This window comes from Lujinxingia vulgaris, from assembly GCF_007997005.1.
Taxonomy (GTDB): domain Bacteria; phylum Myxococcota_A; class Bradymonadia; order Bradymonadales; family Bradymonadaceae; genus Lujinxingia.
On record NZ_VOSL01000141.1, the window covers coordinates 29,039 to 54,585 of the forward strand.

Annotated in this window: 22 protein-coding genes; 5 read left to right on the forward strand and 17 right to left on the reverse strand. The window is 65.5% G+C overall.

What is annotated here, in order from left to right:
- Nucleotides 1–45: 45 nt before the first annotated feature.
- Nucleotides 46–1,191 (forward strand): DNA gyrase C-terminal beta-propeller domain-containing protein, encoded by a 1,146-nt coding sequence (locus tag FRC96_RS19190; protein WP_146976937.1) that lies wholly within the window; start codon nucleotides 46–48, stop codon nucleotides 1,189–1,191.
- Here FRC96_RS19190 and FRC96_RS19195 read toward each other — a convergent pair.
- The 7 genes from FRC96_RS19195 to FRC96_RS19225 all read right to left on the reverse strand — a co-directional run bounded on the left by FRC96_RS19195 (nucleotide 1,174) and on the right by FRC96_RS19225 (nucleotide 9,563).
- Entirely contained in the window at nucleotides 1,174–4,752 is a 3,579-nt protein-coding gene (locus tag FRC96_RS19195) for a serine/threonine-protein kinase (protein ID WP_146976938.1), read from the reverse strand. The genes FRC96_RS19190 and FRC96_RS19195 overlap by 18 nt on opposite strands.
- 33 nt (nucleotides 4,753–4,785) lie before the next feature.
- A complete protein-coding gene (locus tag FRC96_RS19200; protein ID WP_146976940.1) occupies nucleotides 4,786–5,712 on the reverse strand; it encodes a ComEA family DNA-binding protein in 927 nt (308 codons plus the stop codon).
- A gap of 139 nt (nucleotides 5,713–5,851) precedes the next feature.
- Complete coding sequence (tatC, locus tag FRC96_RS19205) at nucleotides 5,852–6,664, reverse strand: twin-arginine translocase subunit TatC (protein WP_146976941.1); 813 nt, start codon at nucleotides 6,662–6,664, stop codon at nucleotides 5,852–5,854.
- Complete coding sequence (locus tag FRC96_RS19210) at nucleotides 6,661–7,224, reverse strand: Sec-independent protein translocase subunit TatA/TatB (protein ID WP_146976943.1); 564 nt, start codon at nucleotides 7,222–7,224, stop codon at nucleotides 6,661–6,663. Before FRC96_RS19210 ends, tatC begins: the two co-directional genes overlap by 4 nt.
- A 93-nt stretch (nucleotides 7,225–7,317) precedes the next feature.
- Entirely contained in the window at nucleotides 7,318–7,869 is a 552-nt protein-coding gene (locus FRC96_RS19215) for a thioredoxin family protein (protein ID WP_146976945.1), read from the reverse strand.
- A 97-nt stretch (nucleotides 7,870–7,966) separates the two neighbouring features.
- Entirely contained in the window at nucleotides 7,967–8,278 is a 312-nt protein-coding gene (locus tag FRC96_RS19220; RefSeq protein ID WP_146976946.1) for a hypothetical protein, read from the reverse strand.
- A gap of 247 nt (nucleotides 8,279–8,525) precedes the next feature.
- The gene (locus FRC96_RS19225) at nucleotides 8,526–9,563 is read right to left on the reverse strand and encodes a M20/M25/M40 family metallo-hydrolase (RefSeq protein ID WP_230470467.1); all 1,038 of its coding nucleotides are present in this window, start codon (nucleotides 9,561–9,563) and stop codon (nucleotides 8,526–8,528) included.
- A 250-nt stretch (nucleotides 9,564–9,813) separates the two neighbouring features.
- Between FRC96_RS19225 and FRC96_RS19230 the strand changes: the two genes are divergently transcribed.
- The 4 genes from FRC96_RS19230 to yaaA all read left to right on the forward strand — a co-directional run bounded on the left by FRC96_RS19230 (nucleotide 9,814) and on the right by yaaA (nucleotide 13,931).
- Complete coding sequence (locus FRC96_RS19230) at nucleotides 9,814–11,157, forward strand: aminopeptidase P N-terminal domain-containing protein (RefSeq protein ID WP_146976950.1); 1,344 nt, start codon at nucleotides 9,814–9,816, stop codon at nucleotides 11,155–11,157.
- Between the two features lie 146 nt (nucleotides 11,158–11,303).
- Nucleotides 11,304–11,693, forward strand: a complete 390-nt coding sequence (locus FRC96_RS19235) for a hypothetical protein (protein WP_146976952.1) — start codon at nucleotides 11,304–11,306, stop codon at nucleotides 11,691–11,693.
- Between the two features lie 351 nt (nucleotides 11,694–12,044).
- Complete coding sequence (locus FRC96_RS19240; protein WP_146976953.1) at nucleotides 12,045–12,935, forward strand: hypothetical protein; 891 nt, start codon at nucleotides 12,045–12,047, stop codon at nucleotides 12,933–12,935.
- 216 nt (nucleotides 12,936–13,151) lie between these two features.
- Nucleotides 13,152–13,931: a peroxide stress protein YaaA gene (gene yaaA, locus FRC96_RS19245; protein WP_146976955.1), complete on the forward strand. Its 780-nt coding sequence runs from the start codon at nucleotides 13,152–13,154 to the stop codon at nucleotides 13,929–13,931.
- A gap of 130 nt (nucleotides 13,932–14,061) precedes the next feature.
- On the opposite strand, the gene FRC96_RS19250 is transcribed toward yaaA, so the two are convergent.
- From FRC96_RS19250 to FRC96_RS19295, 10 genes are all read right to left on the reverse strand, one after another.
- Nucleotides 14,062–15,435, reverse strand: a complete 1,374-nt coding sequence (locus FRC96_RS19250; RefSeq protein ID WP_146976957.1) for a hypothetical protein — start codon at nucleotides 15,433–15,435, stop codon at nucleotides 14,062–14,064.
- 261 nt (nucleotides 15,436–15,696) lie between these two features.
- The gene (locus tag FRC96_RS19255; protein WP_230470468.1) at nucleotides 15,697–17,391 is read right to left on the reverse strand and encodes a S1 RNA-binding domain-containing protein; all 1,695 of its coding nucleotides are present in this window, start codon (nucleotides 17,389–17,391) and stop codon (nucleotides 15,697–15,699) included.
- 104 nt (nucleotides 17,392–17,495) lie between these two features.
- Nucleotides 17,496–18,515, reverse strand: coding sequence for a tryptophan--tRNA ligase (gene trpS / locus FRC96_RS19260; RefSeq protein ID WP_146976961.1), 1,020 nt, complete (start codon nucleotides 18,513–18,515; stop codon nucleotides 17,496–17,498).
- A 23-nt stretch (nucleotides 18,516–18,538) separates the two neighbouring features.
- Nucleotides 18,539–19,489, reverse strand: coding sequence for a class I SAM-dependent methyltransferase (locus FRC96_RS19265; protein ID WP_230470469.1), 951 nt, complete (start codon nucleotides 19,487–19,489; stop codon nucleotides 18,539–18,541).
- 80 nt (nucleotides 19,490–19,569) lie between these two features.
- Entirely contained in the window at nucleotides 19,570–19,917 is a 348-nt protein-coding gene (locus FRC96_RS19270; RefSeq protein WP_146976963.1) for a Na+/H+ antiporter subunit G, read from the reverse strand.
- A gap of 58 nt (nucleotides 19,918–19,975) precedes the next feature.
- On the reverse strand, nucleotides 19,976–20,248 hold the full coding sequence (locus tag FRC96_RS19275) for a K+/H+ antiporter subunit F (RefSeq protein WP_146976965.1): 273 nt from the start codon (nucleotides 20,246–20,248) through the stop codon (nucleotides 19,976–19,978).
- A complete protein-coding gene (locus FRC96_RS19280) occupies nucleotides 20,245–20,742 on the reverse strand; it encodes a Na+/H+ antiporter subunit E (RefSeq protein WP_230470470.1) in 498 nt (165 codons plus the stop codon). The genes FRC96_RS19275 and FRC96_RS19280 overlap by 4 nt, the downstream gene beginning before the upstream one ends.
- Nucleotide 20,743: 1 nt before the next feature.
- Nucleotides 20,744–22,306 carry a monovalent cation/H+ antiporter subunit D gene (locus FRC96_RS19285; protein WP_146976966.1) on the reverse strand — a complete coding sequence of 521 codons (1,563 nt, stop codon included), beginning with the start codon at nucleotides 22,304–22,306 and terminating at the stop codon, nucleotides 20,744–20,746.
- A complete protein-coding gene (locus FRC96_RS19290) occupies nucleotides 22,303–22,641 on the reverse strand; it encodes a Na+/H+ antiporter subunit C (protein ID WP_146976968.1) in 339 nt (112 codons plus the stop codon). The genes FRC96_RS19285 and FRC96_RS19290 overlap by 4 nt, the downstream gene beginning before the upstream one ends.
- The gene (locus FRC96_RS19295) at nucleotides 22,629–25,427 is read right to left on the reverse strand and encodes a monovalent cation/H+ antiporter subunit A (protein ID WP_146976970.1); all 2,799 of its coding nucleotides are present in this window, start codon (nucleotides 25,425–25,427) and stop codon (nucleotides 22,629–22,631) included. The genes FRC96_RS19290 and FRC96_RS19295 overlap by 13 nt, the downstream gene beginning before the upstream one ends.
- Between the last annotated feature and the right edge of the window lie 120 nt (nucleotides 25,428–25,547).

The following is a 25,547-nucleotide window of genomic DNA, read 5'->3' on the forward strand; positions in this document are numbered from 1 at the left end:
ATGGGGGTCGCAGATGAACATATCGAGTCTGAATGGGAGGTTGTGATGGTTGAGAAAGAAGCGGTGATCAAGGCGCTGGTGGAGGCTGCGAAAGATGCGAGCGCTGATGAGGAGAGCACGATGCCCGAGGCGCTGAGGGCCGAGGCCCGCGAGGCTTTCGGAGAGGTGGAGGGGGCGTTGTGGGCGGCGCTTGTGGAGGCAGTGGGAGGCAAGAGGCGCAGCGCGCGCAGCGAACCCACGCAGGTGGACCGTGTGGTGGGGGAGGCGTATGAGCATCCGCTCTATGTGGAGACGAGCCAGGGGCTGCTCTACGCGATGCACGGGCCGGATCTGGAGGTGGGGGAGGGGCCGGAGTCCATCGAGAGCCCGGAGGGCATTGGCGAGGTGGTGGATGTGACGTGGGTGGGGGAGGGCGACGCGATCTACATCTTCAGCAACGAGGGGAGGTTTTACGGGGTGGATCCGCGGATGATTCCGCTGTGGGATCGCAGGGGGGAGGGGCGCACGATCCGCGATGTGCTGAGGTTATCGGGGGAGGAGCAGGCGCGTTTTCTGGTGCCGCGGCGCCAGATCGCGACCGGGCGAGTGGTGCATGTGACGGCCCAGGGTAAGGGAAAGGCCAGCGATGGGGCGGAGTTTGATAAGGGCGATGGGCTCGACCGCTCCGGTCGCGAGGCGTTTTTGCTCAATGAGGACGATGCGGCCGTGGCGGTGATGGCGGTGGGGCGAAGCGCGACGATCTTCTGTGCGTCGGCCCAGGGGCAGGGCATTCATTTTGAGGCTTCGGAGCTGCGCTCGATGGGGCGAAAGGCCGTGGGCGTCAACCTGATGAAGCTGGGCGGGGAGGATGACGCCATCGTCAGCGCCTTTGAGGGCACGCGGGTGCGCCAGCTGGCGGTGGTCACCGCCGAGGGGTTGGGCAAGCGCGTGGAGTTCGGGGAGTTTCGCACCCAGGGGCGCGGCGGGGCGGGGATGCAGGTGCTGCGGCTGAACCCGGGCGATCGGGTCGCCGGGGTGGTGGCGTGCAACCCGGGCGAAGATCTGGGGCTGATCTTGAGCAGCGGGCGAGTGTGGCGCCTGCCGGCGGCGGAGTTCTCGCTGATGGGCCGCTCGGCCAAGGGCAGCAAAGTCGTGGAGCTTGAGGATGGCGAAGAGGTCTTAAAGCTCGTCGCGTTACCCTGCGGGGGATGAGTCGAGCAGCTCGCTTCGGCGCGCGCGCAGCGCTTCGGCGCGCGCCGGGGCGACGCGCTCCACGCAGAGGGCGGAGAGCTCCAGGGCGCGCGCGGCGCGCTCAAAGCGCTGACCGCTGAGCAGGAGCTCGGCCGCTTGCTCCAGAAAGATGGAGAAGTCGCGAGCCATCGGCGTGCGGGCGTCCAGGGTGGCCTGGAGCGCGTCGAGGTGGGCGTCAACGCCGTCCAGGTCGTCATGGCAAGCGGCGACCACCAGGCTGCCGATGGCGCCGATGGGGCGGTAGAGCGGGAACATCAGGTTCTGGGGGGAGGACTCAAAGGCGGCGAAGCGGCGCTCGGCCTGGGCGTAGTTGCCCTCCTCCAGGTCGCAGAAGCCCAGCAACGAGTCGGTCAGGCTCGAGAGCACATGCCCGATGGAGTGAGCCAGGTGGCGGGCCTGGCGATAGCACTGGCGGGCCTGGCTGAGATCGCCGCGGTAGCGGGCAAAGTCGCCCAGGGTGCGCAGGCTCAGCGCCAGGCCGCTGCGGCTGCCGGAAGCCTCAAAGAGCTGGTGGGCGCGCTGCGCAAAGGGCAGGCCCTCGGCGTCCCAGGTGCGGATGTGCGTCTCGGCGATGCCGTGCACGCACCAGGCCGCTTCCAGCAGCTCGCCGGAGCGCTCGGCGATTTGATGCCCGTCGACAAAAGCCTGACGGGCCGCGGAGACATCTCCCAGGCCGGCCAGAATCCAGCCCAGGCCGTGGAGGCAGCGCGCGGTGCCGCGATCATCTTTGGCGCGATGAAAAAGATCGAGGGCGCGGCGGTAGTGGGCCAGGGCCAGGTCGGGGTGGTTGGAGAAGTTCTCGATGTTGGCCAACACCCGGTGGGCGTCGGCGCGGTAGGCCGCCGGCAGGGCCTCGCCCAGGTCGAGGGCGCGGCCCAGAAGTTCGCGCGCGGAGCGGAACGCGCCCATGTAGCGCTCGGCTTCGGCGCGCGCGATCCAGGCGCGGGCGCGCTCCGGATGGCTGGCCTCCAGCTGGAGGGCGTCCTGGCAGTGATCGATCCGCTCCAGGATCGCCAGTGAAGGCAGATACGCGCTGCGCAACATATGATGCTGGTTGGCCTGCCACAGAAGCGGGAGGGCCTCCTCGAAGGCCTCGGCGGCCAGGAGGTGGCGAGCGCGGCGCTCGGCCAGTGAGGCCGAGCCGTGCGAGGCGCCGGTGAGCACGGTAGCCGCACAGCGGTGAATACGGCGCCAGCGCGGGGTGGCCGCGCTGATGCTCTCGATCACATCGCGGTACAGGGGCAGGCGGAAGTGCCAGCCCCCCGGGCGCAGCCCGGCCATCGCGCGCAGCAAGAGCTCGTCGAGCAGCCCCGGATCGGGGGGGATATCGAGGCGATCGCAGATCAGCTGCCACTCCTGCTGATCGATGTCGATGCCCAGCGCGGCGGCGACCTCCAGGGCCCAGCGCGCTGCCTGCGGATCGGGGCGACTGGCGATGAGCGCGTCGATGCGTCGTGCCAAAAGCGCGCGCAGGTCGTCGTCAAAAGGCGCGCCCTCGCGCAGCACATAGCCATAGGGTGAGGACTGCAGCGCGCCGGTGTGCACCCAGTCTTCGATCAGCTGCACCGCGAAGAGGGGGATGCCGGCGGTGCGGCCGCAGATCTGGCGGACCAGGGTGTCTTCGAGCCCCAGAAGATCGCGTACCAGCTGGCGCTGGTGGGCCGGGGCGAGAGGTTGCAGATCGAGGGTCTCGCAATGCTCGTGCGCGTCGAGCAGATCGAGGAGCTGGCGCTCGGCCAGGCGCTCATCGAGGCCCTCCGGGCGAACCGTGGCGACGATGAGCAAGGGGAGGTTCTTCTCCTCCCGGGTGTTGAGAGCGTGCAGCGCAAAGCCCAGGGCTTCCTGGCCCCATTGCACATCATCAAGGCCGAGGATGATCGGGCGCTCCGCCCCGATGAGGTGAATCACCTCTTCGAGCAGGGCGTAGCGCTCCAGCGGCGAAGTCAGGGAGGGGGGCCGGGCAGCGTCGGGGGCGATCCAGCTGGCCAGGCCCTCGCTCAGGTGCGGCCCTGGCGAGAGCTCCCAGTGGGTCTGCAGGGCGTGGTCGATCCTGCGCGCGGTCTTCTCGCCAGAGAGGCCGGTGGCCCCGAAGAAGCTCTGCAGCGCGCGGGGCATGCCGTCGTTCGGGCCCATGATCGGGCTGTGGGTGGCGCGCAGCGCGGTGGCCACGCCCAGCTCTTCGGCGCGGGTCGCCAGCCAGTCCATCTGGCGGGTTTTGCCCATGCCGGCGTCGCCGCGCAGCAGGATCACGCGTGCTTTGCCCTCGCGGTGAACCTCGCGCAGATGGCGCCAGAGCAGGTCGCGCTCCTCCTGGCGCCCGATAAAGCGGGCGTCGCGGATGCCAAAGAGGCCCTTGCCCAGCCCCAGGGTGAGATCGCTGAGCTGGGGAAGCTCCGGGGCGCGCCAGTCCGGCGGCGGGGCGACGCTGCGCGCGATGCGCACCGGGCGTTGCGGGCCGCTGGGGGCTGGCTGCGTGCTCGTGTCTACGCGATCGTGGTGCGCCATCGCTTCGAGCTGGTGGGTGTCGAGCAGGGCGGTCTTGATGGCCAGCGCCGGGAGGTCCAACGCGTCGAGCGTCTCGGAGTCGCGGTAAAACGCCAGCGTAAGCGCGTGCGGGAGGGTGGCCTCCTCCAGCGTCGCCGCCGGTGCTGGAGCGTTCGGGTCGAGCTCGGGCTCCCCGAGCAAGAGGAGCCCGCGGGCGGCGTCGGCCGCGCGGCGGTAGCGCCGGGAGATGTCGCGGGAGAGCAGGCGCCGGACCCAGTTCTCAAAACCATCGGGAAGAGCGATGCGCGCTCGCAGCGGCGGCATCTCGGCGGTGAGGTGCTGCATGGCGATGGCCATCAGCGTGTCGCCCTCAAAGGGCGCACGCCCGCTGCTGAGCAGGTACGCCATGCATCCCAGCGCGTAGAGATCGGTCCAGGGGCCGTAGTCGCGCCAGTGGCCGTGAAGTTGCTCCGGCGCCATATAGGTCGGGGTGCCGGCGGCCAGCGAGTGGATGTCGGCGGTCTGGCTGGAGAACGAGGGATCCTGAATATGCGCGATGCCGTAGTCGGAGAGCATCCAGCGGGCGTGGCCGGCCTCATCCGGGGTCCAGAGCACGTTGGCCGGCTTTAAGTCGCGGTGAATGATGCCGCGGGCATGGGAGTGGGCCAGCGCGTCGAGGACCTCCAGAAGCAGGCGGCGCAGGCTGGCCCAGTCCGGCGGCAGGGGGGCCTCCTCCAGGGCACCGTGCGCAAGCTCCATGGCCAGCCAGAGCGAGCCTGTCGGGGCGTCCGGCAGCGCCGCTTGGCAGGCCTCGGTGGTCGTTCCGTAGTCGAGGACTTTGACGATCGCCGGGTGGTTGAGCGTGGCGATCGCGCGCACCTCCCGGTTGAAGCTCTCACGGTAGCGCGTCTCGGTGGCGAAGTTCGATCGCAGCACCTTGATGGCGACCTCCACGCCGGTGGCGCGGTTGCGGGCACGAAAGACCTCCCCCATGCCGCCTTCACCCAGTTTTTCGAGGATCTCAAAGGTCTCCAGCATGGGAGGCACTATGGCTGGAACCGGGTGCCGAGGTCAATTCTGCGCGGCCGATTCCCGAGGGGGTGGGGCATCCTCGACCGTGAGGTAGGGCGCGAGGCGCTGGAAGGTGGCCGGACCAATGCCTTTGACGCGTTTGAGGTGGCTCAGGCGCGTGAAGGGCCGCCGGCTGCGATACTCCAGGATGCGCCCGGCCAGCGCCGGGCCAATGCCGCGGATCGAGGTGAGCTCGGCCTCGGTGGCGGTGTTGAGGTTGATTTTGGCGATGGCCGGTTCCGCTTCAGCGGGCTCGGTCTGTGGGGGCTGTGCGCTACGTTCGTCGCGGGCGGAGTCTGGAGCGTCATCGCCTTCGTCGCGATCTTCATCGGTCGCCATTGCGTTGTGAGGATGGGGCGGATGAGGCTCCTGCGGCCCATCCGGCTCGGCGTGCGGGAGCGTGTCGAGCTCCGCCCCCTCAAGCGCCTGGAGCTCATCGAGACGATCCGCCGAGGCGGTCCGCGATGGCGTCTTCTCCGAGACAAGCGCGGTGTCGCCATGACTCAAAAGGTCGTGGTCCACACTGGCGAAGAGGGGATCTTCAAGCTCGGTCGAGGTCTCCAAAAGCAGCTCGGAGGTGGCGTCGCCTTCGTCGGCAGCGAGCATGCGGTCGAGAGGGTCGGGCGCATCAAACGCATCGCTCTCGGTCGCGTTGGGAGCCTCGTCGGAGAGGTCTTCCTCATCGAAGAACACCGCCGGTTGCAGCCCCTCGCCGGAGGCCTGCGGTGGGGTGAGGCAGCTGGCCTGGAGCGGGCGGTAGACCCGCGCCGACTCGCTGGCGCTGGCGCTGTCGCAGGCGCTGAAAAACAGCAGCAGGCAGAGCCCCAGGCGCGTTGGGTGGTGGAGGCGACGGCTCCCGAATCGTTGGCGTGTTACGGCAAAGCGAGCAAGGTTGAGCACACGTAACGAGGTCAAAAGCTCAGGCATAGCATCCTCCCTGGTGGGTCGATGTGGACCAACATCCTGAGGCTGTTATCGCGCGCTCAAGGTGACGTTTGCCTCCCGGACACAAAAAAACCGACCTTTCCAGGTCGGTTCTCAGGTCGCGGGCGGCGTTGCCGCCGGGTTACGACAGCTCCGCCAGCTCTTTTGCAATCCGCCGCTCTCGACGTTTTGTGATGACGTAGGCCACCGCGATTGAGATGCCGTAGAGCAGCATCAGCGGAGCAGCGAGCATCAGCTGCGTGACCACATCGGGGGGGGTGAGGATGGCGGCGATGATGAAGGCGGCGATCACCGCGATGCGCCAGTGTTGCAGCAGATGGCGGTGCGTGAGCACGCCCACCGCCGAGAGCAGCGAAGTGACCACCGGCAGCTCAAAGACCATCCCGAAGCCCAGCAAAAGTTTGGTGGTGAGCGCGAAGTAGTCTTTGATCATCAAGGTCGGGTTGGAGACCTCCAGCGAGAAGCCCAGCAAGAAGGCGTAGCCGAAGGGGATGACCACGTAGTAGCAAAAGCTCGCGCCCAGCAAAAAGAAGACGGTCGCGCCGGCCACAAAGGGCACCGCCGCGCGCTTCTCGTCGGGGTAGAGCCCCGGGGCGACGAACTTCCAGACGTTGTAGATGATCGCCGGGGAGGCCAGAAAGACCGCCGCCAGGAGCGCGGTCTTGAGCAGGGTGAAGAAGGGCTCGGCCAGGTCGGTGTTGTGCATGTTGGCCAGCTCCCCCTCGGGGGCGGCCTTGATCAGGGGTTGCAGCAAAAAGTCGAAGATCTCGGCCGCGAAGCCCCAGCAGATCAGAAACGCGATGACCATCGCGATGAAGCTGTAGAGAAAGCGCCGACGCAGCTCGACAAGATGCGCCATAAAGCTCATGCGCATCTCCTGAAGGCTCTCGGCGGAGGCCTCCGAGCGGGGCTCAAGGGGGCTGTTCGGGCTCATCGCATCGGCTCCGGAGCCTGGGAGGCGACCAGCGCCACCGAGTGGCGCGCAGCGTCCGCGGCCTCAGGGTTCGCCGCGCTCAGGCTCACCGGGTGGGTCTCGGCAGTGGGGAGCGCCGGGGAGAGCGCCACGGCTTTGAGCTGGTTGTGATGCATGAGGTACTGCTGCTCGAGCAGGCGATCGAAGTCGCGCTCATCGAGCTGGTCCAGGCCCGAGGGCTCCGCGCTGGGGTAGCGCTCCCGCGGCGCCGAGGCCGTAGAGACCCGGGCGGTGGGGGCGGCGTCCGCTGAAGATGCGGGTGAGACCGCCTCGGCCCCGGAGCTCGCCGCCGTCGTGGGGGCTGCGCTCGCGGAGGGCGCGCTCGTGGTGATGCGCTTTTTGGGCGAGTCGAGATCGAGATCGTCGATCATCAACGCGTCGCGCAGGGTGTTTGAGGCTTTGCGCAGCTCACGCATGCCCTTGCCGGCCCAGCGCGCGAACTCCGGCAACTTCTCGGGGCCGGCCACCACCAGCACCAGCGCGGCGATGATCATCAATTCTGGAAAGGAGATGCCGAACATCGAAAGCCCGGGTCTGTTGGCCTTAGTACGCCGTAAGCTATCGACGTCAACGTCTGCTCACGGCGTCGTGAACAGCGCCCGGTGATCGGGCGCTCAGGGTTTCCACTTGATGCTACAACCCATCGAGGGGTGTTGTTCCTCGACGGGGCGGCCGCCGTCAAGCAGCGCGGCGATCGCGTCGTGCAACTCGCGACGTTTTACCGCATCCGGATCTTTCCAGTTATCGTCGAGTCGGCCGCAGTAGGCCAGCCTGCGATCGTTGTCGTACACAAAAAAGTCGGGCGTGCACACCGCCCCGTAGGCCCGGGCGACCTCCTGGCTCTCGTCATAGAGGTAGGGGAAGGGGAAGTCGTTGTCGCGGGCGAGTTTTGCCATGGCCTCCGGGCCGTCCTGGGGGTAACGCTCGGCGTCGTTGGCGCTGATGGCCACAAACGCCACCTCACCTTCGGGGAAGTCGCCGGGGAGCGCGACCAGACGGTCGAGCACCGCTTTCACATAGGGGCAGTGGTTGCAGATGAACATCACCACCAGCACCTTGCTGGAGTCGAAGTCATCGAGGCGGCGCGTGACGCCCTCGGTGTCGGGGAGCGCAAAGTCCGGAGCGGGCGTGCCGAGCGCGGGGGCCTGGGTTTCGAGCAGGGCCATAGGACAATCTCACAGGGAGGGGGATAGGTCCGGTGCAGAGAAGCGCCCGGGGAGAGCCCCGGGCGCTTCAGGAGGCATGTAGCGATACATCGGGACGTCAGCAGAGGTGTCGGGCGTAGGTCCAGCCGACGATCTCGCTGGCGTGCAGGTCATGGTGCTCAATATGCCACAGCGGCACCACCGCGACCTCCTCGCCGAGCGCGAAGTGATCGAGGAAAAACTTCGCCTCACCGCGGCGCTCGAAGGTCGGTCGGGGCGCTTTGGTCGGGCTGAGGGTGGCCAGCGCCGGAAGCAGCGCCTGCAGCGCGGCATGGGGGCTCTGCTCGGCGGTGATGGCCGGGCCGGTGCCGAAGCCAGCGAGCGCGTCGAGTGCGTCGAAGACGACCTGGGTGTGGGGTGAACGTGTCATGAGTCCTCCAGGCGTTGAGGGCCAGGCGCGGCTCCCCGAGAGGGGCGAGGCATCCGAAGTGGGATGCGCCGCGTCGGCGAAGAGGTCGGGTGAGCGATCTCACCCGGTCAATTTCCGTCACAGGCGAACTTGTACACCTCTATTGAAATGTCCAGTTCACGGGTTCGCTCGGTTCGCATGGAGTGGCCGGGCCCGGGCGCGGCGTTGCTGCGCACGGGGTGGGCCTTTGAAGGGGGTTGGGCTCGTCTCAGTGTGACGGTCGGAGCGCCAGAGTGCCGAGCTCGGTGTAGAGGTCGATGCCCGCCTGAAGTTCGCTCAAATCAATATGTTCGTGGTCGGCGTGAGCCACGCGAATATCGCCCGGACCCACAAGCCATACCGGCGCAAGCTCGCTCATGTAGGTCGCGTCGGTGTTGAAGGGCACGGTGGCCACCTCATAGCCCTCGGGCGGATCGAAAAAGACCGGGTCGTTATAGACCGCCCCCTCCACCTGGGCCTCCTCGCCAGCCAGCGCCTCGACCGTCTCCAAAAGCGGACCGATCGGGCTGACCGCGCGCATCAAGACCTGGGCCCGGGCCGAGGGCGCAAAGACGTTGGCCGCCACGCCCCCCTCGATCGTGCCGATGTTCAGCGTGGTCGGCCCCAGAATCGAGTCGGTGGGCCAGTCGTGGCGGCGCATCCGCTCAAGCACATCGAGGAGCGTGTTGATGGCGGAGGTGCCCCGATCCACAAAGGCCGAATGCCCGGCCACGCCCTCGGTTTTCAGCGTGAACTTGAGCATGCCTTTCTGGGCGGCGACCACCCGGTTGATGGTGGGCTCGCAGAGGATGATGCGCTCCAGCCCCTCCTCCTTGAGCTCGCCGAGCTCCACGCTCTTTTTCGCCCCGCAGTGGTCGACTTCTTCGCCGACCACCAGCAAAAAGCCCACCTGGCGCTCCCCGGCAGCAAGCAGGCGCTTTGCGGCCTGAAGCATCGCCAGAATTCCCCCCTTCGTGTCGCAGGCCCCGCGGCCGTAGACGCAATCGCCCTCACGTCGCACCGGCAAAAAGGGCGGCACCGTATCAACATGGGTGGAGTAGAGCAGGCGCGCGGGCTGCTCGGTGCGCGCCAGAAGGTTGTAGCGCCCCGGGGCCACCTCCTGACGATCGATGCGGCCAAACCCCGCCTCTTTGAGCTCGTCTTCCATAAGCTCTAAGAAGGCCTTCTCGCGGCCGCTGGTGGAGTCGACCTCCAGCCAGGTTTGCAGGGTCTTTGCCAGTGTGTCGGAGGTGTCAGTCGCGGCCATCGGTGCTCCTTTCATCAGGGGGACATACGCCATCATCTGAAGCCGGTGTAACAAAGGAAGGGGGCTGGCGGCAAAGGGCGACGAGCGCCGCCCGCCGGGAGTCTGCTCACCGCGCGCGTCGGCTCAAGTCAGCCGGCGCAGGTCGCGTCAAAAGGGTGGGCGCTGCTCCGGGTTCGACAGATGCCGCCTTCGATGGCAGGATGCCGCCTGTGAACGGACTCCAAAATCCCCGCTTAGCAATGAGGCAACGATGGTCATGATCGAACAAGAGGTCTTTGAGGCGCGCCGCGCGCGACTGATGGAGACGATCGGCCCCGAGGGCGTGCTGATCGTGGTGGGCCCCTCGATGCGCCAGCGCTCCAATGACACCGAGTACACCTACCGCCCCTCCAGCGATCTTCTCTACCTGAGCGGCTTTCGCGAGCCCGAGTCGGTGCTCGTGCTCGCCCCGGGCCGCGAAGAAGGTGCCTACGGGCTCTTTGTGCCGGATCGCGACCCGAGCAAGGAGCAGTGGGAGGGCCGCCGCGCCGGACCCGAGGGCGCTGTGGCCCGTTTTGGAGCCGATGTGGCCTTCGGGCTGAGTGAGCTCGATGAGGAGCTTCCGAAGTTTCTCAAAGGTCGCCAGACCCTTTATTACACCCTGGGCGTGGAGCCCGCCTTTGATCAGCGCGTGATCGGCTGGGTGCAGTCCTTGCGCCATCGCCGCAACCAGCACCTGGCGATGCCGGCGGCCATCGCCGACGCCCGCGACCTGCTCTTTGAGGCGCGCCTGATCAAAGAAGAGGCCGAGCTCAACGTGCTGCGCCGCGCCTGCGAGATCTCGGCGGAGGCGCATATCCTGGCGATGAAGCACTGCCGCCCGGGCATGATGGAGTATGAACTTCAGGCGCTCATCGAGTATCACTTCCGCCGCAGCGGAGGCACCGGCCCGGCCTACGCCTCGATCGTGGGCGGGGGCGATAACGCCACGATCCTCCACTATACCGAGAACGAAGATCGCATCGGCGAAGACGACGTCGTGCTCATCGACGCCGGCTGCGAGTACGGCTACTACGCCGGCGACATCACGCGCAGCTTCCCGGCCAGCGGGCGCTTCTCCGAGCCCCAGCGGCGCCTCTACCAGGCGGTGCTCGACGTGCTGGAGGCCACCACCGCCATGATCAAGCCCGGGCTCCCCTACGAGTCATTGCAGGAGGAAGCCTCTAAGATGCTGGCGCAGGCGATGATCGACCTGGGCATCCTCAATGAGACGCTGGAAGAGACGCTGGAGTCGAAGTCGTATCGCAAGTACTACCCCCACGGCATCGGGCACTGGCTGGGCATGGACGTGCACGACGTCGGCCTCTACAAGCTCGACGAAGACACCTCTCGCCCCCTGAAGCCGGGCATGGTGCTCACGATTGAGCCGGGCATTTACGTGCCCGCCGACGATGAGAACGCCCCCGAGGAGCTGCGCGGCATCGGCGTGCGCATCGAAGACGACATCCTGGTCACCGCCGAGGGCTACGAGAACCTCACCGCGATGTGCCCCAAAGCCATCGATGAGGTTGAGGCGCTGGTGGGCTCGGCCGACAGCGAGGCGCTCAAGCTCTGAGGAGCGGCGCTGCAACTTGTAAAAGACAGGTGCGATGCGGCAACGTATAAGCATCGCACCATATAAGCCGCACCAACCGCCGCCTGGCGCGGGTTTTGGCCTGGCGTCTCCCCGTTATTTTACGCGCACGTTTGCAGGAGAAGTCGATGAACGATCAGAATCAGGATAACTCGCAAAACGACTGGGCCGCGCCTTCGCATGAGCCGCCGCCCGCGGGCAACTTTAAAGACTACCGCCCCCCGCAGGATCATCTGCCCCAGCAGAGCCACCAGAACAACCCGGGCAGCATGACCACCGACCAGATCATCGCGCTGGTGCTCTCGTTTCTCATCCCCGGTGTGGGGCAGATCATGATGGGGCAGACGGCCAAGGGCCTTGTGATCCTGGCCGCGGCGATCGTCACCGGTTGCGGCGGCGGGCTCATTTCGATCGCCTCGGTGATCGACGCCTTCCTGCTCATCAAGGCCAAAGAGTACCGCCAGGTTGGTGACTGGGAGTTCTTCCCGGACTTCAACCAGACCTTCGGCTCGAAATAAGTCCAATCGGCCGGGCTGCGATGCACGCGGGATGTCGCCGCGTCGTGTCGCGCAAACGATGAGGCGCGCCCCTTTCAGGGGCGCGTCTTTTTGTTTTGTGGGCGCCGATTTTTTGGAGCCTGCGCGAGCTTCCCGGCTCGAACGCGTTGAACTCAGGGCTCCGGCGAGTTAGACTGAGTGCATTCAGACCAGCAGTAGGGGTGAAGGTCAGGTGGCGCGCGCCGAACCCACGGCGAAGATGTTGCTTTGTGTGCGTAGCCTGTTGGTTTTGTTGGGTTTTTTGAACGTCGTGCGCCGAGCCGTACCAGGTGCGTTCCTCAAAAGAGGGGCAGGGAAGCCCCGGGAGAAGCCATGGAAGAGCTCTTTGTTTTCGTCGACGCGCCGGCCCGCGGCGACCGCTGGACCACCGCCATCCGCGCGAGCGATCTGATCGCGCTTCATCCCGAGCTGCACGACTTCGGGGAGGTCGGCAGCGCTGCGGACGTAGCGGGCGAGCCCTGGTTGATCGAGGCCGTGGAGGCCGGGCTGCAACGTTACGGCTGCGAGACTTTCAGCCGCCTTTACATCGACGTGCTTGAGCGTATTGACGCGATGGTCTGTGAGGCGCTTCACGACAGCGTGCTGGCGATGCAGTCTACCCTCAACCGCCCCGGCGCCGCCCGTCAGCTGCGCCAGCGCGAGCAGACCCTGCTCGATCAGATCCTCGACGATGAGCAAGGCGTGGCCCGCTATGTGGCCGGACCGATGCTGGAGCTTCGCTACCAGCGCCCCATCGCCCGGCTGCGCACCCTCTACGCGTTGCGCGGCGCGCGCCTGGGCCGCGCGCTCCCCTTTGGCGTCGACGCCTCGCAGATCCTCGAGGACGCCTTCGGCGGGGAGGCCTTCGTGATCGACTTTCTGGGGATGAAGGAGCAGGTCGCGCGCACCGTCGACGCGGTGAGCCTGGCGTGTCGCAACTTCGCCCGCCGAGATCTGGCGCAGCTCTATCGAAGGCTTTTTGGTGATGTGATGGCCGGGCTGACGCAAAAGATCAGCCAGAACAGGCGCTTTCAACGCTTTGTGATCGGCGGCTGGGTGCTCCCCGAAGTGCGCCGTCGCCAGACTCTGCGCCGCCTCGGCGCCGACGAGGCCGCCGCCGTCGACATCCTTCCCCTCGATCCGGGAGCACTGGAGCGGGGGACGATGTGGCGAGGAGGCCAGCGCGTCATCCGGGAAGACCGCTCCGGGCTTCAACCTTTCTGAGCGCGTTGAGCGGGTCACCCGGCGCGGCCGTTGCGGTGCGGCGAGCGTGTTGTGTGGTGAGAGCGTGCAGTGCAGCTTGCCAGATAGCCGACGGTTCTTAATCCTTAGGCGCGCCGACCCGGCGCGCTTTTTCGCGCGCTGTGGTCCCCCCGGCGTGTGAAATGCCATCGCATTTTAGCCGTTGAAGTCACTCCAGCCGTCTGCAGCAGGTCGTCTATGTTGGTCCTACTCTCCCCCTCCAAGTCCCTGGATTTCGAATCGCCGGTGCCGGTCGATACCCACAGCGAGCCGCCCTTTCTCGACGACTCGCAGAAGCTCATCGAGAAGCTGCGCGAGCTCTCGCGTGCCGACCTGAAGTCGTTGATGAGCATCAGCGACAAGCTCGCCGACCTCAACTACGACCGCTACCGCGACTTCGAGCTGCCCTTTAGCCCGGAGAACGCCCGCCAGGCGCTCTGGGCCTTTACGGGCGATGTCTACACCGACTTCCAGCTCGACGCCTACACCGATGACGACGTGGCGTTCGCCCAGGAGCATATCCGCATCCTCTCGGGGCTCTACGGCGTGCTGCGCCCGCTCGATCTGATGCAGCCCTACCGCCTGGAGATGGGCACGCGCCTGGAGAACGCTCGCGGCAAGAACCTCTATGAGTTCTGGGGCAAAAAGATCACCGAGGCGCTCAACGACAAGCTCGCCGAGCAGGAGAGTCAGGTGGTGATCAACCTGGCGTCCAACGAGTATTTTAAGTCGGTCGACAAGAAATCGCTCAAAGGGAAGCTGATTACCCCGGTGTTTCGCGATCGCAAGGGCGATAAGTATAAGATCATCGCGTTCTGGGCGAAGCGCGCCCGAGGCATGATGGCCGACTACATCGTGCGCGAGCGCATCACCGACCCCGAGCGGCTCAAGGGCTTTACCGGCGGTGGTTACTACTTCAGCGACGAGCGCTCCAGCGATGGGGAGTACGTCTTTTTGAGGGAGCCCGAGGACCAGTAAACACGCCGCATCAACGCGTTATTGAGGATACTAAAACCCCCGCTCGCCAGGACCTGGCGAGCGGGGGTTTTTGATGCGGCATCATCCCGATGGCGCCGCCGGATGGGGCGGCGTCATCGACGAGGGCCGGTCAGGGGCAGGCCATCGTGTTGGGGTAGCAGATCCCCAGGTTGAGCTCCTCGTAGAGCTCCCCGCGGGTGAAGCTGGAGCGGGGGCAGCAGCGGTTGCCGCTGCCGCACTGAGGCTGGGGTGCGTCGGTGTTGCAGGCGATCCGGTTGGAGTCATCATCGGCGCAGTAGGTGGAGTAGACGCCCCATTTGCAGCGCTCGCCAGCGTCGCAGTCGGTGTCGTCGTCGCAGCCGATGTGCAAGTAGCCCTGACCCTTTTCGGAGGCCTCGAAGACGCGTTCGGCGATGGGATCATCATCGGACTTGCAGACCGAGGTGACGCCGGAGGTGCTCAGCGAGAGCAGGCAGACTTGATCGGAGGTGCAGTGGCCGCTGGCCAGGCAGAAGATCGCCTCGTCGTCGCCGCTGACGCAGGCGCCGTCGGTGCAGATGTCGCCGTCGCCGCAGGAGCCACAGCTTCCGCCGCAGCCATCATCGCCGCAGGTCAGCCCGTCGCAGCTCGGCTCACAGGCGTCGGGCGCGCAGTAGCCCAGGAAGTTGCAGCTGGGCATCTCGGAGGGGCAGTCAGCGCCGGTATCGCAGCGCGCGCTGCACTGCTCGTCGAAGCACAGGCCGCTTTCGCAGTCGTGGGTGTCGGTGCAGGCCTCACCGGGGCCCGCAGTGCCGCGTGCGCCTACTTCGCAGATGCACTCGCCACTGGTCTCATCGCAGTCGCAGCGCTGACCGACGGGGCAGTCGTCGTTGTAGTTGAGCTCGCAGTGGATGGGGGGGAGCTCGCGGGCGCCGCAGTCGCTGCAGTCGCTGCCCAGCTCGCAGTAGCCGGCTCCGCCCTCGCCAACATCATCGCATTCGCCGTCGTTGGCGTAGCCGCCGGCCTCGCCAACCGGACCGCAGGTATCGTTGCACAAGGGGTCAAAGGTCTCGCAGGTGCCGGCGTTGCAGTAGTCGCCGGTGTCGCAGGTGCCGCAGCTTCCGCCGCAGCCGTCCGGGCCGCAATCAAGCCCGGAGCACTCGGGCACGCAGGTGGTGTTGCAGTCGGGGTCGCTGCTGCAACCCTCCGGGCAGACGCCGTCGTTGGCGTTGTCGCAGATGCAGGCGCCGCCATCGCAGGTGGAGCCCTCCCCGCAGCTCGCGCTCTGCAGCTCGCCAGCGGTGCAGGTGACGATCATCGCGCCATCGCAGCGCGAGGCACCTTCGCTCAGGCCGTCGCAGTCGTCGCCGGGGTTGGTGTCGGGCTCGGCGTCGGGGCCGGTGTCGTCGATGACGGGGATGGGATCCTCGTCCTGTTCATTTCCCGAGCAGGCCACGCTCACACAACACATCAACACCAGGGCCAGAAGGTTAAAGGGGCGCATCATCATGTCCTCACAGATCATTGCAGTTCATGGATTTAAAAGGGGGCCACGTCTTAACGAAGGCGGCCGGTTTGAATCAAGGGAAATAATGACCGATGAGTCACGCGGCTTGTGATGAGATGCTAAGCGGTTGATTTTAAAGCCAATATGGCGCGTTACGTCGTGTTGAGTTGGTGCGACGAAGACGCTTTTGGGGAGCGAAAACAAAAAAAACGACGCCCACCCGGGAGGTGCGCGTCGTTTTTTCAGGCCACAGAGCCTGCGTATGTCTTTCGTGTGAGCTCAGTCCTTTTTGCGGGCTTTGAGCAGATCGCCCAGCGTGCCCATGCTGCCGCCGGAGGAGAGGCTCTCGTCCTTGTAGCTGGTGGGAGCGGCTTTGGAGAGATCGGTCTGCTCGGCGATGGTCTCGGCGTCTTTGAGGCTCAGCGCCATGCGGCGACGCTCGGGCTCGATGTTGAGCACGCGGGCTTTGACCTCCTGACCGGCCGTGAACTGGCGGTGGGGAGTGGAGTCGCTGGCCAGGTTCATCTCGCTGCGCGGCAAGAGCGCGGTGATGCCGCCGCCGAGCTCGATAAAGGCGCCAAAATCTTCGACTTTGGCCACGTGTCCGGTGACTTCGAGGCCGATGGCGAAGCGCTCGGTGATGTTGGCCCAGGGATCGCCCTCGGCGGTCTTCATGCTCAGGCCGATGCGGCGGCGCAGCAGATCGATGTCCTGCACCTCCACCGAGACCTCCTCGCCCACCGAGACGACGTCGGCGGGGTTGGCGACGTGGCGCTCCCAACTCATCTGCGAGACGTGCACCAGACCCTCAACCCCCGGGGTAAGTTCCACAAAGGCGCCAAAGGGCGCAAGACGCACCACGCGGCCGAGCACGCGGCTTCCCACGGCGAATTTTTCGTTGACCTCAAGCCAGGGATCCTGCTCGGTGGCCTTCATGCTCAGGCCGATGCGGATGGGCTTGTCGCCCACCGGCTCCTCCAGGCTCAAGACCTCGACCTTGACCTCCTGGCCGACTTTGACCAGGTCGGTGGGGTGGTCGAAGAAGGTGTGGCTGAGCTCGGAGACGTGCACCAGCCCCTCGACGCCGCCGATGTCGACGAAGGCGCCAAAATCGGCCACCCGCGTGATGACACCGTCGATGACCTGACCCACTTCGAGCGTTTTCAGCGTCTCTTCGCGGGCCTCTTTTTGCTGAGCTTCAAGTAGGGCGCGGCGGCTGACGACGATGGAGCGTCCGCCGTCGCGAACTTCCTGGACCTTGAACTGATAGGTCTGGCCGACGTGGGCGTCGGGCTCTTCGGTAAAGCCGAGCTCGATCTGGCTGATGGGGCAGAACGCCTCCACGCCGGAGAGATCGATCTCGAAGCCGCCCTTGTTGGTGCCGGTGACCTTGCCGCTGATGGGGAGCCCGGTGTCGTGGGCGGTCTCGACCGCCGCCAGGCCCTGGCGGCCGGCGCCGAGCTCTTTTCCGAGCTGGATGCCGCCTTTAAAGCCGAGCACGTAGAAGGAGTAGGTCTGGCCGGGCTCAAGCGTGACGTTGCCTTCTTCGTCTTCGTAAGCGGCGCGCTCGGCGACGCCTTCCTGGTTGGCGCCGATCTGCACGAAGATCGCCGCGGAGCCCACCGAGATGACCTTGCCCTCAACCTGATCGCCCATATCGAAGCGCTGGCGGGAGGGGGCGGCGGCCTCATGGCTCTCAAACATCGCGGCAAAGTCGTCCATGGTGGCCGAGGTGTCGCCGAACTTCATGCCGGCGTTCGGCTCCTCCTTTTTGGCCTCGTCTTTCGAGGCGGCCGGCGCGTCCTTTTTGGGCGCGTCCTTCCTGGGAGCGTTGGGCGCGGTGGGGGGCTTGGGCGCGCGGATCACTTCGACTTTCTCGTCGGGCTTCACCCCCTGGGCGCTGGCCTGACCTTCGGGTTTTTTCTTGCGGGGGCGAGGAGGCACGGGCTGGTTCTTGTCGTCTTTGGAGGCCATGTCGGTTGCCTTGGAGAGAGGTGAGGCTGGGGTCATCGAGGGGCGCGCGCTGTCGTGATGAGGTGCGCATCCCCGCGAAGCGAAGAGCTCAGAAGTTGCGTAAACTAGCGGCGAAGGCCGGTGGCGCGGCGCACGCGTGTCATCACATCTTCGACAATCGGGCGCACTTTTTCGGCGCCCTGGTCGAGGATCTGGTCGAGGTAGTCGCGGTCGTCGATGATGGCCTCGTACTTCTCGCGGAAGGGAGAGAAGTAGGCGTCCATCGCCTCAAAGAGGGCCTGTTTGGCGTGGCCGTAGCCGTAGCCGCCGCGGCGGTAGTTCGCTTCCATCTCGGCGACCTCCTCGGCGGAGGCGAAGAGCTTGTAGAGGGTCACGATCGTGCAGGTTGAGGGATCTTTGGGATCGTCGAGACCTTTCGAGTCGGTCTGGATCTTCATGATCTGCTTGCGCAGCTTTTTGGGCGGCAGGAGCGGCTCGATGATGTTGCCGTAGCTCTTGCTCATCTTGCGCCCGTCGATGCCCGGGACGGTGGCGACGTCTTCGCGCACGCGGGCTTCGGGCAGGCGCAAGAAGTCGCCGCCGAAGGCGGTGTTGAACTTCTGGGCCATATCCCGGGTCATCTCGATGTGCTGGATCTGGTCGGCGCCCACCGGGACGACCTCCGAGTCGTAGATCAGAATGTCGCTGGCCATGAGCACCGGGTAGGTGAACACGCCGTGGTTGATATCCTTCTCAATCCCCTGATCTTTTGCGGCCTTATAGGCGTGGGCGCGCTCCAGCAGCCCCATGTGCGTGACGCAGCTTAAGAGCCAGGTCAGCTCGGTGACCTCCGGGATATCCGACTGGCGGAAGAAGGCCGCGCGGCTCGGATCGAGGCCAAAGGCCAGAAAGTAGGCCGTGATCTGGTAGACCGAGTCGCGCAGCGCCTGCGGGTCACGCACCGAGGTCAGGGCGTGGTAGTCGGCCACAAAGTAGAAGGCCTCGTAGTCCTCCTGAAGATCGATGGCCGGGCGGATCATGCCCAGGTAGTTGCCCAGGTGCGGAAAGCCGGTGGGCTTGATGCCCGAGAGGCTGCGGCGCGGACCTGCGGGGGGGGCGCTTGTTTCGTTCGTTTCAGAGGTCATAGATGGCGAGCGCTTTAAGAGCGTTACGCACGGGTGATGCGCCAGCTCTGGTGAGGTTTGGAGTGTTGGAAGTCGTGGGGGATGGTCTTATGGGTGAGCTCCTCAAGCGAGGCGCCGTGAAGCTGACCCGGTTGCAGCTTAAAGTTTCTAAAGTTGGTCGAGAAGTAAAGGGCGCCGCCGGGTTTGAGCAAGCCCAGCGAGGTGTTGATAAGCCAGGGGTGGTCGCGCTGGATTTCGAGCGTGTCGTCCATCTTCTTGGAGTTGGAGAAGGTGGGCGGGTCGAGCACGATCAGGTCGTAGCGCTCGCGGGCGCGGTCCGGGCTTGCCAGGTACTGCAGGATGTCGGCGCGCTCAAAGCGGTGGCCGCGCAGGCTCATCTGGTTGAGCGCGAGGTTCTCGCGGGCCCAGCGCAAATACGTGTTGCTCATGTCGACGGTGACCGTCTTGCGGGCGCCGCCGGCGATCGCGTGCACGGTGAACGCGCCGGTGTAGGCGAAGAGGTTGAGCACGCTCTTGCCCTCCGACTCCTCGCGCACCATCTGGCGGGTGATGCGGTGGTCTAAGAAGAGGCCGGTGTCGAGGTAGTCCGAGAGGTTGACCTTGAACTTGAGCCCGTCCTCATGGACGACGATCTCGCTGCGCTCGTGGGCAAATTTCGAATACTGCCAGGAGCCCTTCTGGCGGCGGCGCGTTTTGACAAAGACCTTCTCAGCCGGGATGTCGAGCCGGGTCATCAGGACCTCGAGCATCGCGTCGAGCCAGGCCTCGTTGTCCATGTCGCGGAACTTGCGCCGGGCCATCAGCGCCACGTGCAGATACCCCTCGTACCAGTCGACGAGCAGGGGAATCTCGGGGATGTCGGCGTCGTAGATGCGGTAGCAGCTCTGGCCCAGGCGTTGGGCGGCGTTCTCGATGCGGCTGATGTTCTTCTGGAGACGGTTCTCGAACATCGCCGCCTGTTCGGCGTAAGACATCTTCGGGGGGCCCGGGCGGGAGAGGAGTGATGCGGGGGGAAGCGCGGTGCGGCCGGAGCGTAGCCGGAGGCAGAGGCAGCTCAGAAGAGCTCGCGGGTCTTCTCTTCGACCATGCCCGTGGAGTCGTAGATGCGCGAGCGGATGGCCGATTTCGAGAGGATATGCGCGCTGACCGGGGCGGTGATGAAGAGGAAGAGGGTGATGAGGATCTCGTGCAGCGTCAGGCTACCTTTGGTGACGCTGAAGTAGACCATTGAGCCCACGAGCATCGCGCCCAGCCCCAGGGTGGTGGCCTTGGTGGGGCCGTGCAGGCGCATGTAGAAGTCGGGCAGCTTCGCCAGACCCAGCGAGCCGATAAAGGCAAAGATCGCCCCGAAGATGATCAGGGCGGCGATGATGCTTTGAAGGTAGAGGGGGAGCTCTTCCATGATGGTCTCAAAAGGCTTCGGGTGACGCGCGGTAAAGGGCGAGTCAGCCGGTGGAGGTTCACTCGATGAGGTCGCCGCGCAGCAGGAAGCGGGCCAAGCCGACGGTGCCGACAAAGCCCATCATGGCGATGAGCAGGGCCGCTTCAAAGAAGAGGTCCGTCGACCACCAGATCCCTGCCAGGAGCAGGAGTGCGATGGCGTTGATGTTCATCGTGTCCAGGGCCACGACGCGGTCGAGCACGTCGGGGCCCTGGAAGAGGCGGTACGCGTTGAGCAAAATGGCCGCCGAGACGATGCCGAAGGCGGTAGCGATGGCGTAGGTCAAGATCATTGGAAGACCTCCAGAAGCGGCGCCTCGTAACGGGCCTTCATCAGCTGAATCTCGGCGTCGGGGTCATCGGAGGTCAGCGCATGCACCAGCAGCGTCTTGCGGTCGCCGCTTAAGTTGGCCGAGACCGTGCCGGGGGTCAGCGAGATGGTCGCCGCGAAGATCGTGATGGCGTAAGGGTTGGTCAGCTTCACCGGCACCTCCAGAAAGATGGGCTTGAGCTTGCGGGTCGGGCCCAGGATCAAGCGCGCCACGGTGAGGTTGGCGATGAGGATGTCCCACATCACGATGACGATGTACTGGATCAGGGGGCGAACCCGGCGCACCTTTGGGAAGGTGTCGGTAAAGCGGTAGGTGAGCGCCGGGAGCACCAGCGCCAGGATCACCCCGCCGATGACCGTGGAGAGCTCGAGCTTGCCCTGAGCCAGAAGCCAGACCGCCAGCAGCACCAGGCTGAAGAGGGGCTGAGGCAGAACGCGTTGTCGAATGCTGATCACGTCAGTGGTCCTTGTTGCGGAGGTCATCGCTCATGCCTGTGTCGGGGAAGAAGGCCGGTTCGACCATCACCGCGTCGATGTACTGCTGCGGGTCGAGCAGCTGGGCGGCGACCTCGTCGGTGTATTCGGTGACCGGGCCGGCAAACGCGGAGTAGGCTGCCAGGATGGCCAGGATGGCGACCAGGGGGGCGGCCTGCAGCGCGGTGGTGCGCTCGACCTTCTCGGCGCGCGCGTCGTTGACCTCGGTGCCCTTCCAGAAGACCTGGGTGCCGACGCGGCTCAGGGCGATAAGCCCCAGAAGGCTCGTAAAGAGGATCACCGCCCACATCCAGAAGCCGCCGGGCTCATCGATGGCGGCCTGAAGCATCAGGAGCTTGCCCAGAAAACCGCTGAAGGGCGGCAGGCCGGCGGCGGCCACGGCGACCCCGAAGAAGATCAACCCGAGCAGGGTGGGCTGGGTGAGCTTCCAGCCGATGCGGATCTCGTCGGTGAAGGGGCCACGCTGGGCGCTGACGCGCTCAATGAGCAAGAAGAAGAGCGCCATGTTCAGCGTGGAGTGCACCAGATAGTAGAGCGCGCCGGAGATGCTGGCTTCGGTGAAGAGGCCGATGCTGGCGAGCATGGTGCCCAGCGAGGCGATGATGAGGTAGCCCGTCATATGGCGCAGGCGGTGGCTGCCCATTGCGCCGACCATCCCGAAGAAGAGGGTCAGCAGCGCCAGCGGGAAGAGGTAGGGCGCGATCAGGTCGGCACCGACGCCGGCTTCCGGCCCGAAGATCAGCGTGGAGGTACGCAGGATGGCGTAGACGCCCACCTTGGTCAGCACGGCAAAGAGCGCGGCCACCGGCGCGGTCGCCGCGCTGTAGACACCGGGCAACCACAGATACAGGGGAAGCAGCGCGGCCTTGAGCGCAAAGACCACCATCAGCACCAGGGCGCCGGCCTGCAGGATCGCCTGATCTTCGGGGCCGAGCGCGGCGACCTGCACGGCCATATCGGCCATGTTCAGCGTGCCGGTGATCCCGTAGAGCGTGCTCACGCCGATCAGAAAGAGCGCCGAGCCCACCAGGTTCAAGATCACGTAATGGATGCCTGCTTTAAGCCGCTTTTTGCCGCCGGAGTAGACCAGCAGGTTGTAGGAGGCCAGCAGCAGGATCTCGAAGAACACAAAGAGGTTGAAGATGTCGCCCGTTAAGAACGCCCCGCAGATGCCCAGGACCTGAAACTGGAAGAGGAAGTGGAAGTAGGGCCCGCGTTTATCGGCGCCCTGGGAGGCGTAGGCCAGCACGCAGAAGGCGACCACACTGGTCAGCGCGACCATCATCGCCGAGAGGCGGTCGACGACGACCACAATCCCAAAAGGCGCCGACCAGCTGCCCATCGCGTAGCTGAAGATCTCGCCGGACATCGTCTGGCTGATCATGAAGAAGCCGGTGGCCACCAGGGCCAGGGAGGCGGCCAGCGAGAGGGTGCGCTGAATGGCGATCTTTGAGGCCGGGATCAGCGCGCAGGCAAGCGCGGTGAGCATCGGCAGCAGGATAGGTATGACGATCCAGTTGTTCACCGGCTCTGCTCCTTCGCGTCGAGATGATCGGTGCCAAGCTCCACATAACCGCTGATGGCCAGGACCAGGATAAAGGCGGTCATGGCAAAGCCGATGACGATCGCCGTGAGGATCAGCGCCTGGGGAAGCGGATCGGCGTAGGCCTCAAGGGGCACGCCTTTTTGCAAGACCGGGGGCATCCCGGAGGTGAGCCGGCCTGTGGAGAAGATGTAGAGGTTGGCGGCGTACGAAAAGAGGGCCAGGCCGACGATGACCGGGAAGGTGCGCGCGCGCAGCACCAGGTAGAACCCACAGGCCACCAGAACGGCGATGGCAGAGGCTATCAGGGCTTCCATGGATTGGTCTCCTTGCTGTGGGCGAGGGTCTCGGCCGATGCCGGGCGGCTCAACACACCGAGGCTTGTGAGGATGGTCATCATCGCACCTACCACGCCCAAAAAGACGCCGAGGTCGAAGTAGAGGGTCATCACCGTGCCGGGCTCACCGAGCGGGACGAGCATGGTCATCATGGGTTTGCCCAGCGCGAGCGAGGTCGCCCCGGAGAGCACGGCGATGGTCACGCCGATGATGGCCATGATGCGGAAGTTGACGGGCATACGCTCCGAGGACCACTGCTGGCCGCTGGCCATGTACTGGATGATGAGCGCGACGGTGGCGACCAGGCCGGCGATGAAGCCGCCGCCGGGCAGGTAGTGGCCGCGCATGAAGATGTAGACGGCCATCACCAGGATCAGGCTGAGCAGGGGGCGGGTGGCCGAGGTGAGCATCACCGGGTAGCGATCGAGCACGCGGCGGGTCACCCCGTGGATATGTTCGGGGTTGAGCCTGGCGAGCAGAGCGAAGATGCCCAGGCCCGCCATCGCCAGCACGGCGACCTCACCCATGGTGTCGAAGCCGCGGATGTCGACGAGCGTGACGTTGACGACGTTGGTGCCGCCGCCCACCGGGTAATAGGCTTTTTCCAGGTGGGTCATGCTGATGGAGTCCTGGGGACGGGTCATCACCATGTAGCTCATCCAGCCGGTGCCCAGGCCGGCGACGCTGGCGAGGATGCCGTCGCGGACTTTACGCAGGCTAAAGCCACCCTCGCTGGGCGTCTCTTTGGGCAGCACGTAGAGGGCGAGCAGCAGTAGGAGAATCGTGACGACCTCGACCGAGAGCTGGGTCAGCGCGAGGTCGGGTGCGGAGAATTTGACGAAGCTCAGGCTCACCACAAGGCCCACCACCGAGAGGGTAACAATCGCGGTGAGGCGGCGCTTGTGGTTGGCAACCACGCCAAGGCAGGCGGCCACAAAGATGCCGAAGATCACGATGGTCACCGGCTCAAGCTCGGTGGCCGGGAGGTTGCCCGGGGCAAAGTCAAAGAGGAAGAAGGGCAGCGCGCCGGCGGCGACCACAAAGGCGATGAGCAGCATCACGTAGCGCTGCAACGAGCCATTCTCCAGGGAGGCCGTGGTGGCGCGGGTGGCGTCGACAACACGCTCGACCAGGCCCTCGAAGACGAGCTTGCCGTGGAGGTTGGGCCAGTAGCGCTCGGCCAGCGCGAAGAGCTTATGGCGCAGCATGAAGAAGGCCGCCCCGCCGAAGATGGCGATGAGGCTCATGACGACCGCAGCGTTGAAGCCGTGCCAGAGCGAGAGGTGTTCGTAGCCCTCGGGCATCACCCCGCCGATGGTGGCCAGCGCCGCAGCGTTGACGATGGGCTCGGCGATGCTCGGGTAGACACCGACCACCACGCAGACCGCCACAAGCAGAGCGACCGGAAGCCACATGCCAAAGGGCGGGTCGTGGGGTTTGGCGGGCGTATCGCCCTCCTCACCGAAGAAGGTGTCGATGACCAGGCGCACCGAGTAGGCCATGGAGAGCAGGCCGCCCACTGTCACGATCACCGGCACCACCCATTCGTTCTCGATGAAGGGCAGCTTCCAGGACTCGTAGAAGAGCATCTCTTTGGAGATGAAGCCGTTGAAGCCGGGGATGCCCGCCATCGCCGCCGCGCCCAGTGTGGCCAGGGTCGCGGTGATGGGCATGGCGTGACGAAGTCCGCCCAGGATGCGCATATCGCGCGTGCCGGTCTCGTGATCGACGATGCCCACGCTCATAAAGAGCGAGGCCTTAAAGGCGGCGTGGTTGAGGATGTGGAAGACGCCAACGAGCGCCGCCATCGGGGTGCCGAAGCCAAAGAGCACCGTGATAAGGCCCAGGTGGCTGATGGTGGAGTAGGCCAGCAGGCCCTTGAGGTCGTGTTTGAAGAGGGCGACGTAGGCCGCAAAGGTCAGGGTCACGAGGCCGGCGCCGGTGACGATGAAGAACCACTCCGGGGTGCCGCTCAGCGCCGGGTGCATACGCGCCAGCAGGAAGACGCCGGCTTTGACCATGGTGGCCGAGTGCAGATACGCGCTGACCGGCGTGGGCGCGGTCATGGCGTTGGGCAGCCAGAAGTGGAAGGGGAACTGCGCGCTCTTGGTGAACGCGCCCATCAGCACCAAAATCAGGGCCGGCACGTAGAGATCGTGACCCTGGATGAGCGCGCCGTTGGCCAGGATGGCGCTGAGCTCGTAGCTGCCCACGATGTGGCCGACGAGCAGCAGGCCGGCGAAGAGCAAAAGCCCGCCCATCCCCGTGATCGCCAGCGCCATGCGCGCGCCCTGGCGGGCCAGGGGCACGTGGGTCCAGTAGGCGATGAGCAAGAAGCTGCTCAGGCTTGTGATCTCCCAGAAGAACGCCAGCAGAAGCACGTTTTCGGCGAGCACCACCCCGAGCATCGCGCCCATAAAGGCTAAGAGGGCGCCGAAGAAGCGCCCGCGCGGGTCGGAGTCGCTCAAGTAGAAGTGCGCGTAGAGCACCACCAGCGTGCCGATGCCTAAGATCAGGATGGCGAAGAGCATCCCCAGGCCGTCGACCCGAAACGAGAGGTTCATCCCCAGCGTCTCGATCCAGGGCCAGCTCGCCACAAAGACCTCGCCGGCAAAGACGTCGCCGGCCAGACTCAATAAGAGCCCAAACGAGAGGGTGGTGGGGATCAGCGCACCGACGGTGGCGGCGGTGTGGCTGTGGCGGGCCAGAATGATCGGGAGGATCAGGCCGACGAAGGGCAACAAGACGATGAGCAACGGCGTCATGACATCTCGGATCGTTTCGGTAGGCGGGCGCGCTCAGGTGGTGGCACCTGGCGGGCTTTCGCCCGGGAATGGCGCGAAATATGCCAGATGGCCCCGACCCCGACAAGGCGATTCGGGGCG

Coding starts and splice junctions, on each gene's coding strand:
- FRC96_RS19190 (WP_146976937.1), top strand. CDS start 46: ATGGTTGAGAAAGAAGCGGTGATCAAGGCGCTGGTGGAGGCTGCGAAA.
- FRC96_RS19195 (WP_146976938.1), bottom strand. CDS start 4,752: ATGCTGGAGACCTTTGAGATCCTCGAAAAACTGGGTGAAGGCGGCATG.
- FRC96_RS19200 (WP_146976940.1), bottom strand. CDS start 5,712: ATGCCTGAGCTTTTGACCTCGTTACGTGTGCTCAACCTTGCTCGCTTT.
- tatC (WP_146976941.1), bottom strand. CDS start 6,664: ATGAGCCCGAACAGCCCCCTTGAGCCCCGCTCGGAGGCCTCCGCCGAG.
- FRC96_RS19210 (WP_146976943.1), bottom strand. CDS start 7,224: ATGTTCGGCATCTCCTTTCCAGAATTGATGATCATCGCCGCGCTGGTG.
- FRC96_RS19215 (WP_146976945.1), bottom strand. CDS start 7,869: ATGGCCCTGCTCGAAACCCAGGCCCCCGCGCTCGGCACGCCCGCTCCG.
- FRC96_RS19220 (WP_146976946.1), bottom strand. CDS start 8,278: ATGACACGTTCACCCCACACCCAGGTCGTCTTCGACGCACTCGACGCG.
- FRC96_RS19225 (WP_230470467.1), bottom strand. CDS start 9,563: ATGGCCGCGACTGACACCTCCGACACACTGGCAAAGACCCTGCAAACC.
- FRC96_RS19230 (WP_146976950.1), top strand. CDS start 9,814: ATGGTCATGATCGAACAAGAGGTCTTTGAGGCGCGCCGCGCGCGACTG.
- FRC96_RS19235 (WP_146976952.1), top strand. CDS start 11,304: ATGAACGATCAGAATCAGGATAACTCGCAAAACGACTGGGCCGCGCCT.
- FRC96_RS19240 (WP_146976953.1), top strand. CDS start 12,045: ATGGAAGAGCTCTTTGTTTTCGTCGACGCGCCGGCCCGCGGCGACCGC.
- yaaA (WP_146976955.1), top strand. CDS start 13,152: ATGTTGGTCCTACTCTCCCCCTCCAAGTCCCTGGATTTCGAATCGCCG.
- FRC96_RS19250 (WP_146976957.1), bottom strand. CDS start 15,435: ATGATCTGTGAGGACATGATGATGCGCCCCTTTAACCTTCTGGCCCTG.
- FRC96_RS19255 (WP_230470468.1), bottom strand. CDS start 17,391: ATGGCCTCCAAAGACGACAAGAACCAGCCCGTGCCTCCTCGCCCCCGC.
- trpS (WP_146976961.1), bottom strand. CDS start 18,515: ATGACCTCTGAAACGAACGAAACAAGCGCCCCCCCCGCAGGTCCGCGC.
- FRC96_RS19265 (WP_230470469.1), bottom strand. CDS start 19,489: ATGTCTTACGCCGAACAGGCGGCGATGTTCGAGAACCGTCTCCAGAAG.
- FRC96_RS19270 (WP_146976963.1), bottom strand. CDS start 19,917: ATGGAAGAGCTCCCCCTCTACCTTCAAAGCATCATCGCCGCCCTGATC.
- FRC96_RS19275 (WP_146976965.1), bottom strand. CDS start 20,248: ATGATCTTGACCTACGCCATCGCTACCGCCTTCGGCATCGTCTCGGCG.
- FRC96_RS19290 (WP_146976968.1), bottom strand. CDS start 22,641: ATGGAAGCCCTGATAGCCTCTGCCATCGCCGTTCTGGTGGCCTGTGGG.
- FRC96_RS19295 (WP_146976970.1), bottom strand. CDS start 25,427: ATGACGCCGTTGCTCATCGTCTTGTTGCCCTTCGTCGGCCTGATCCTC.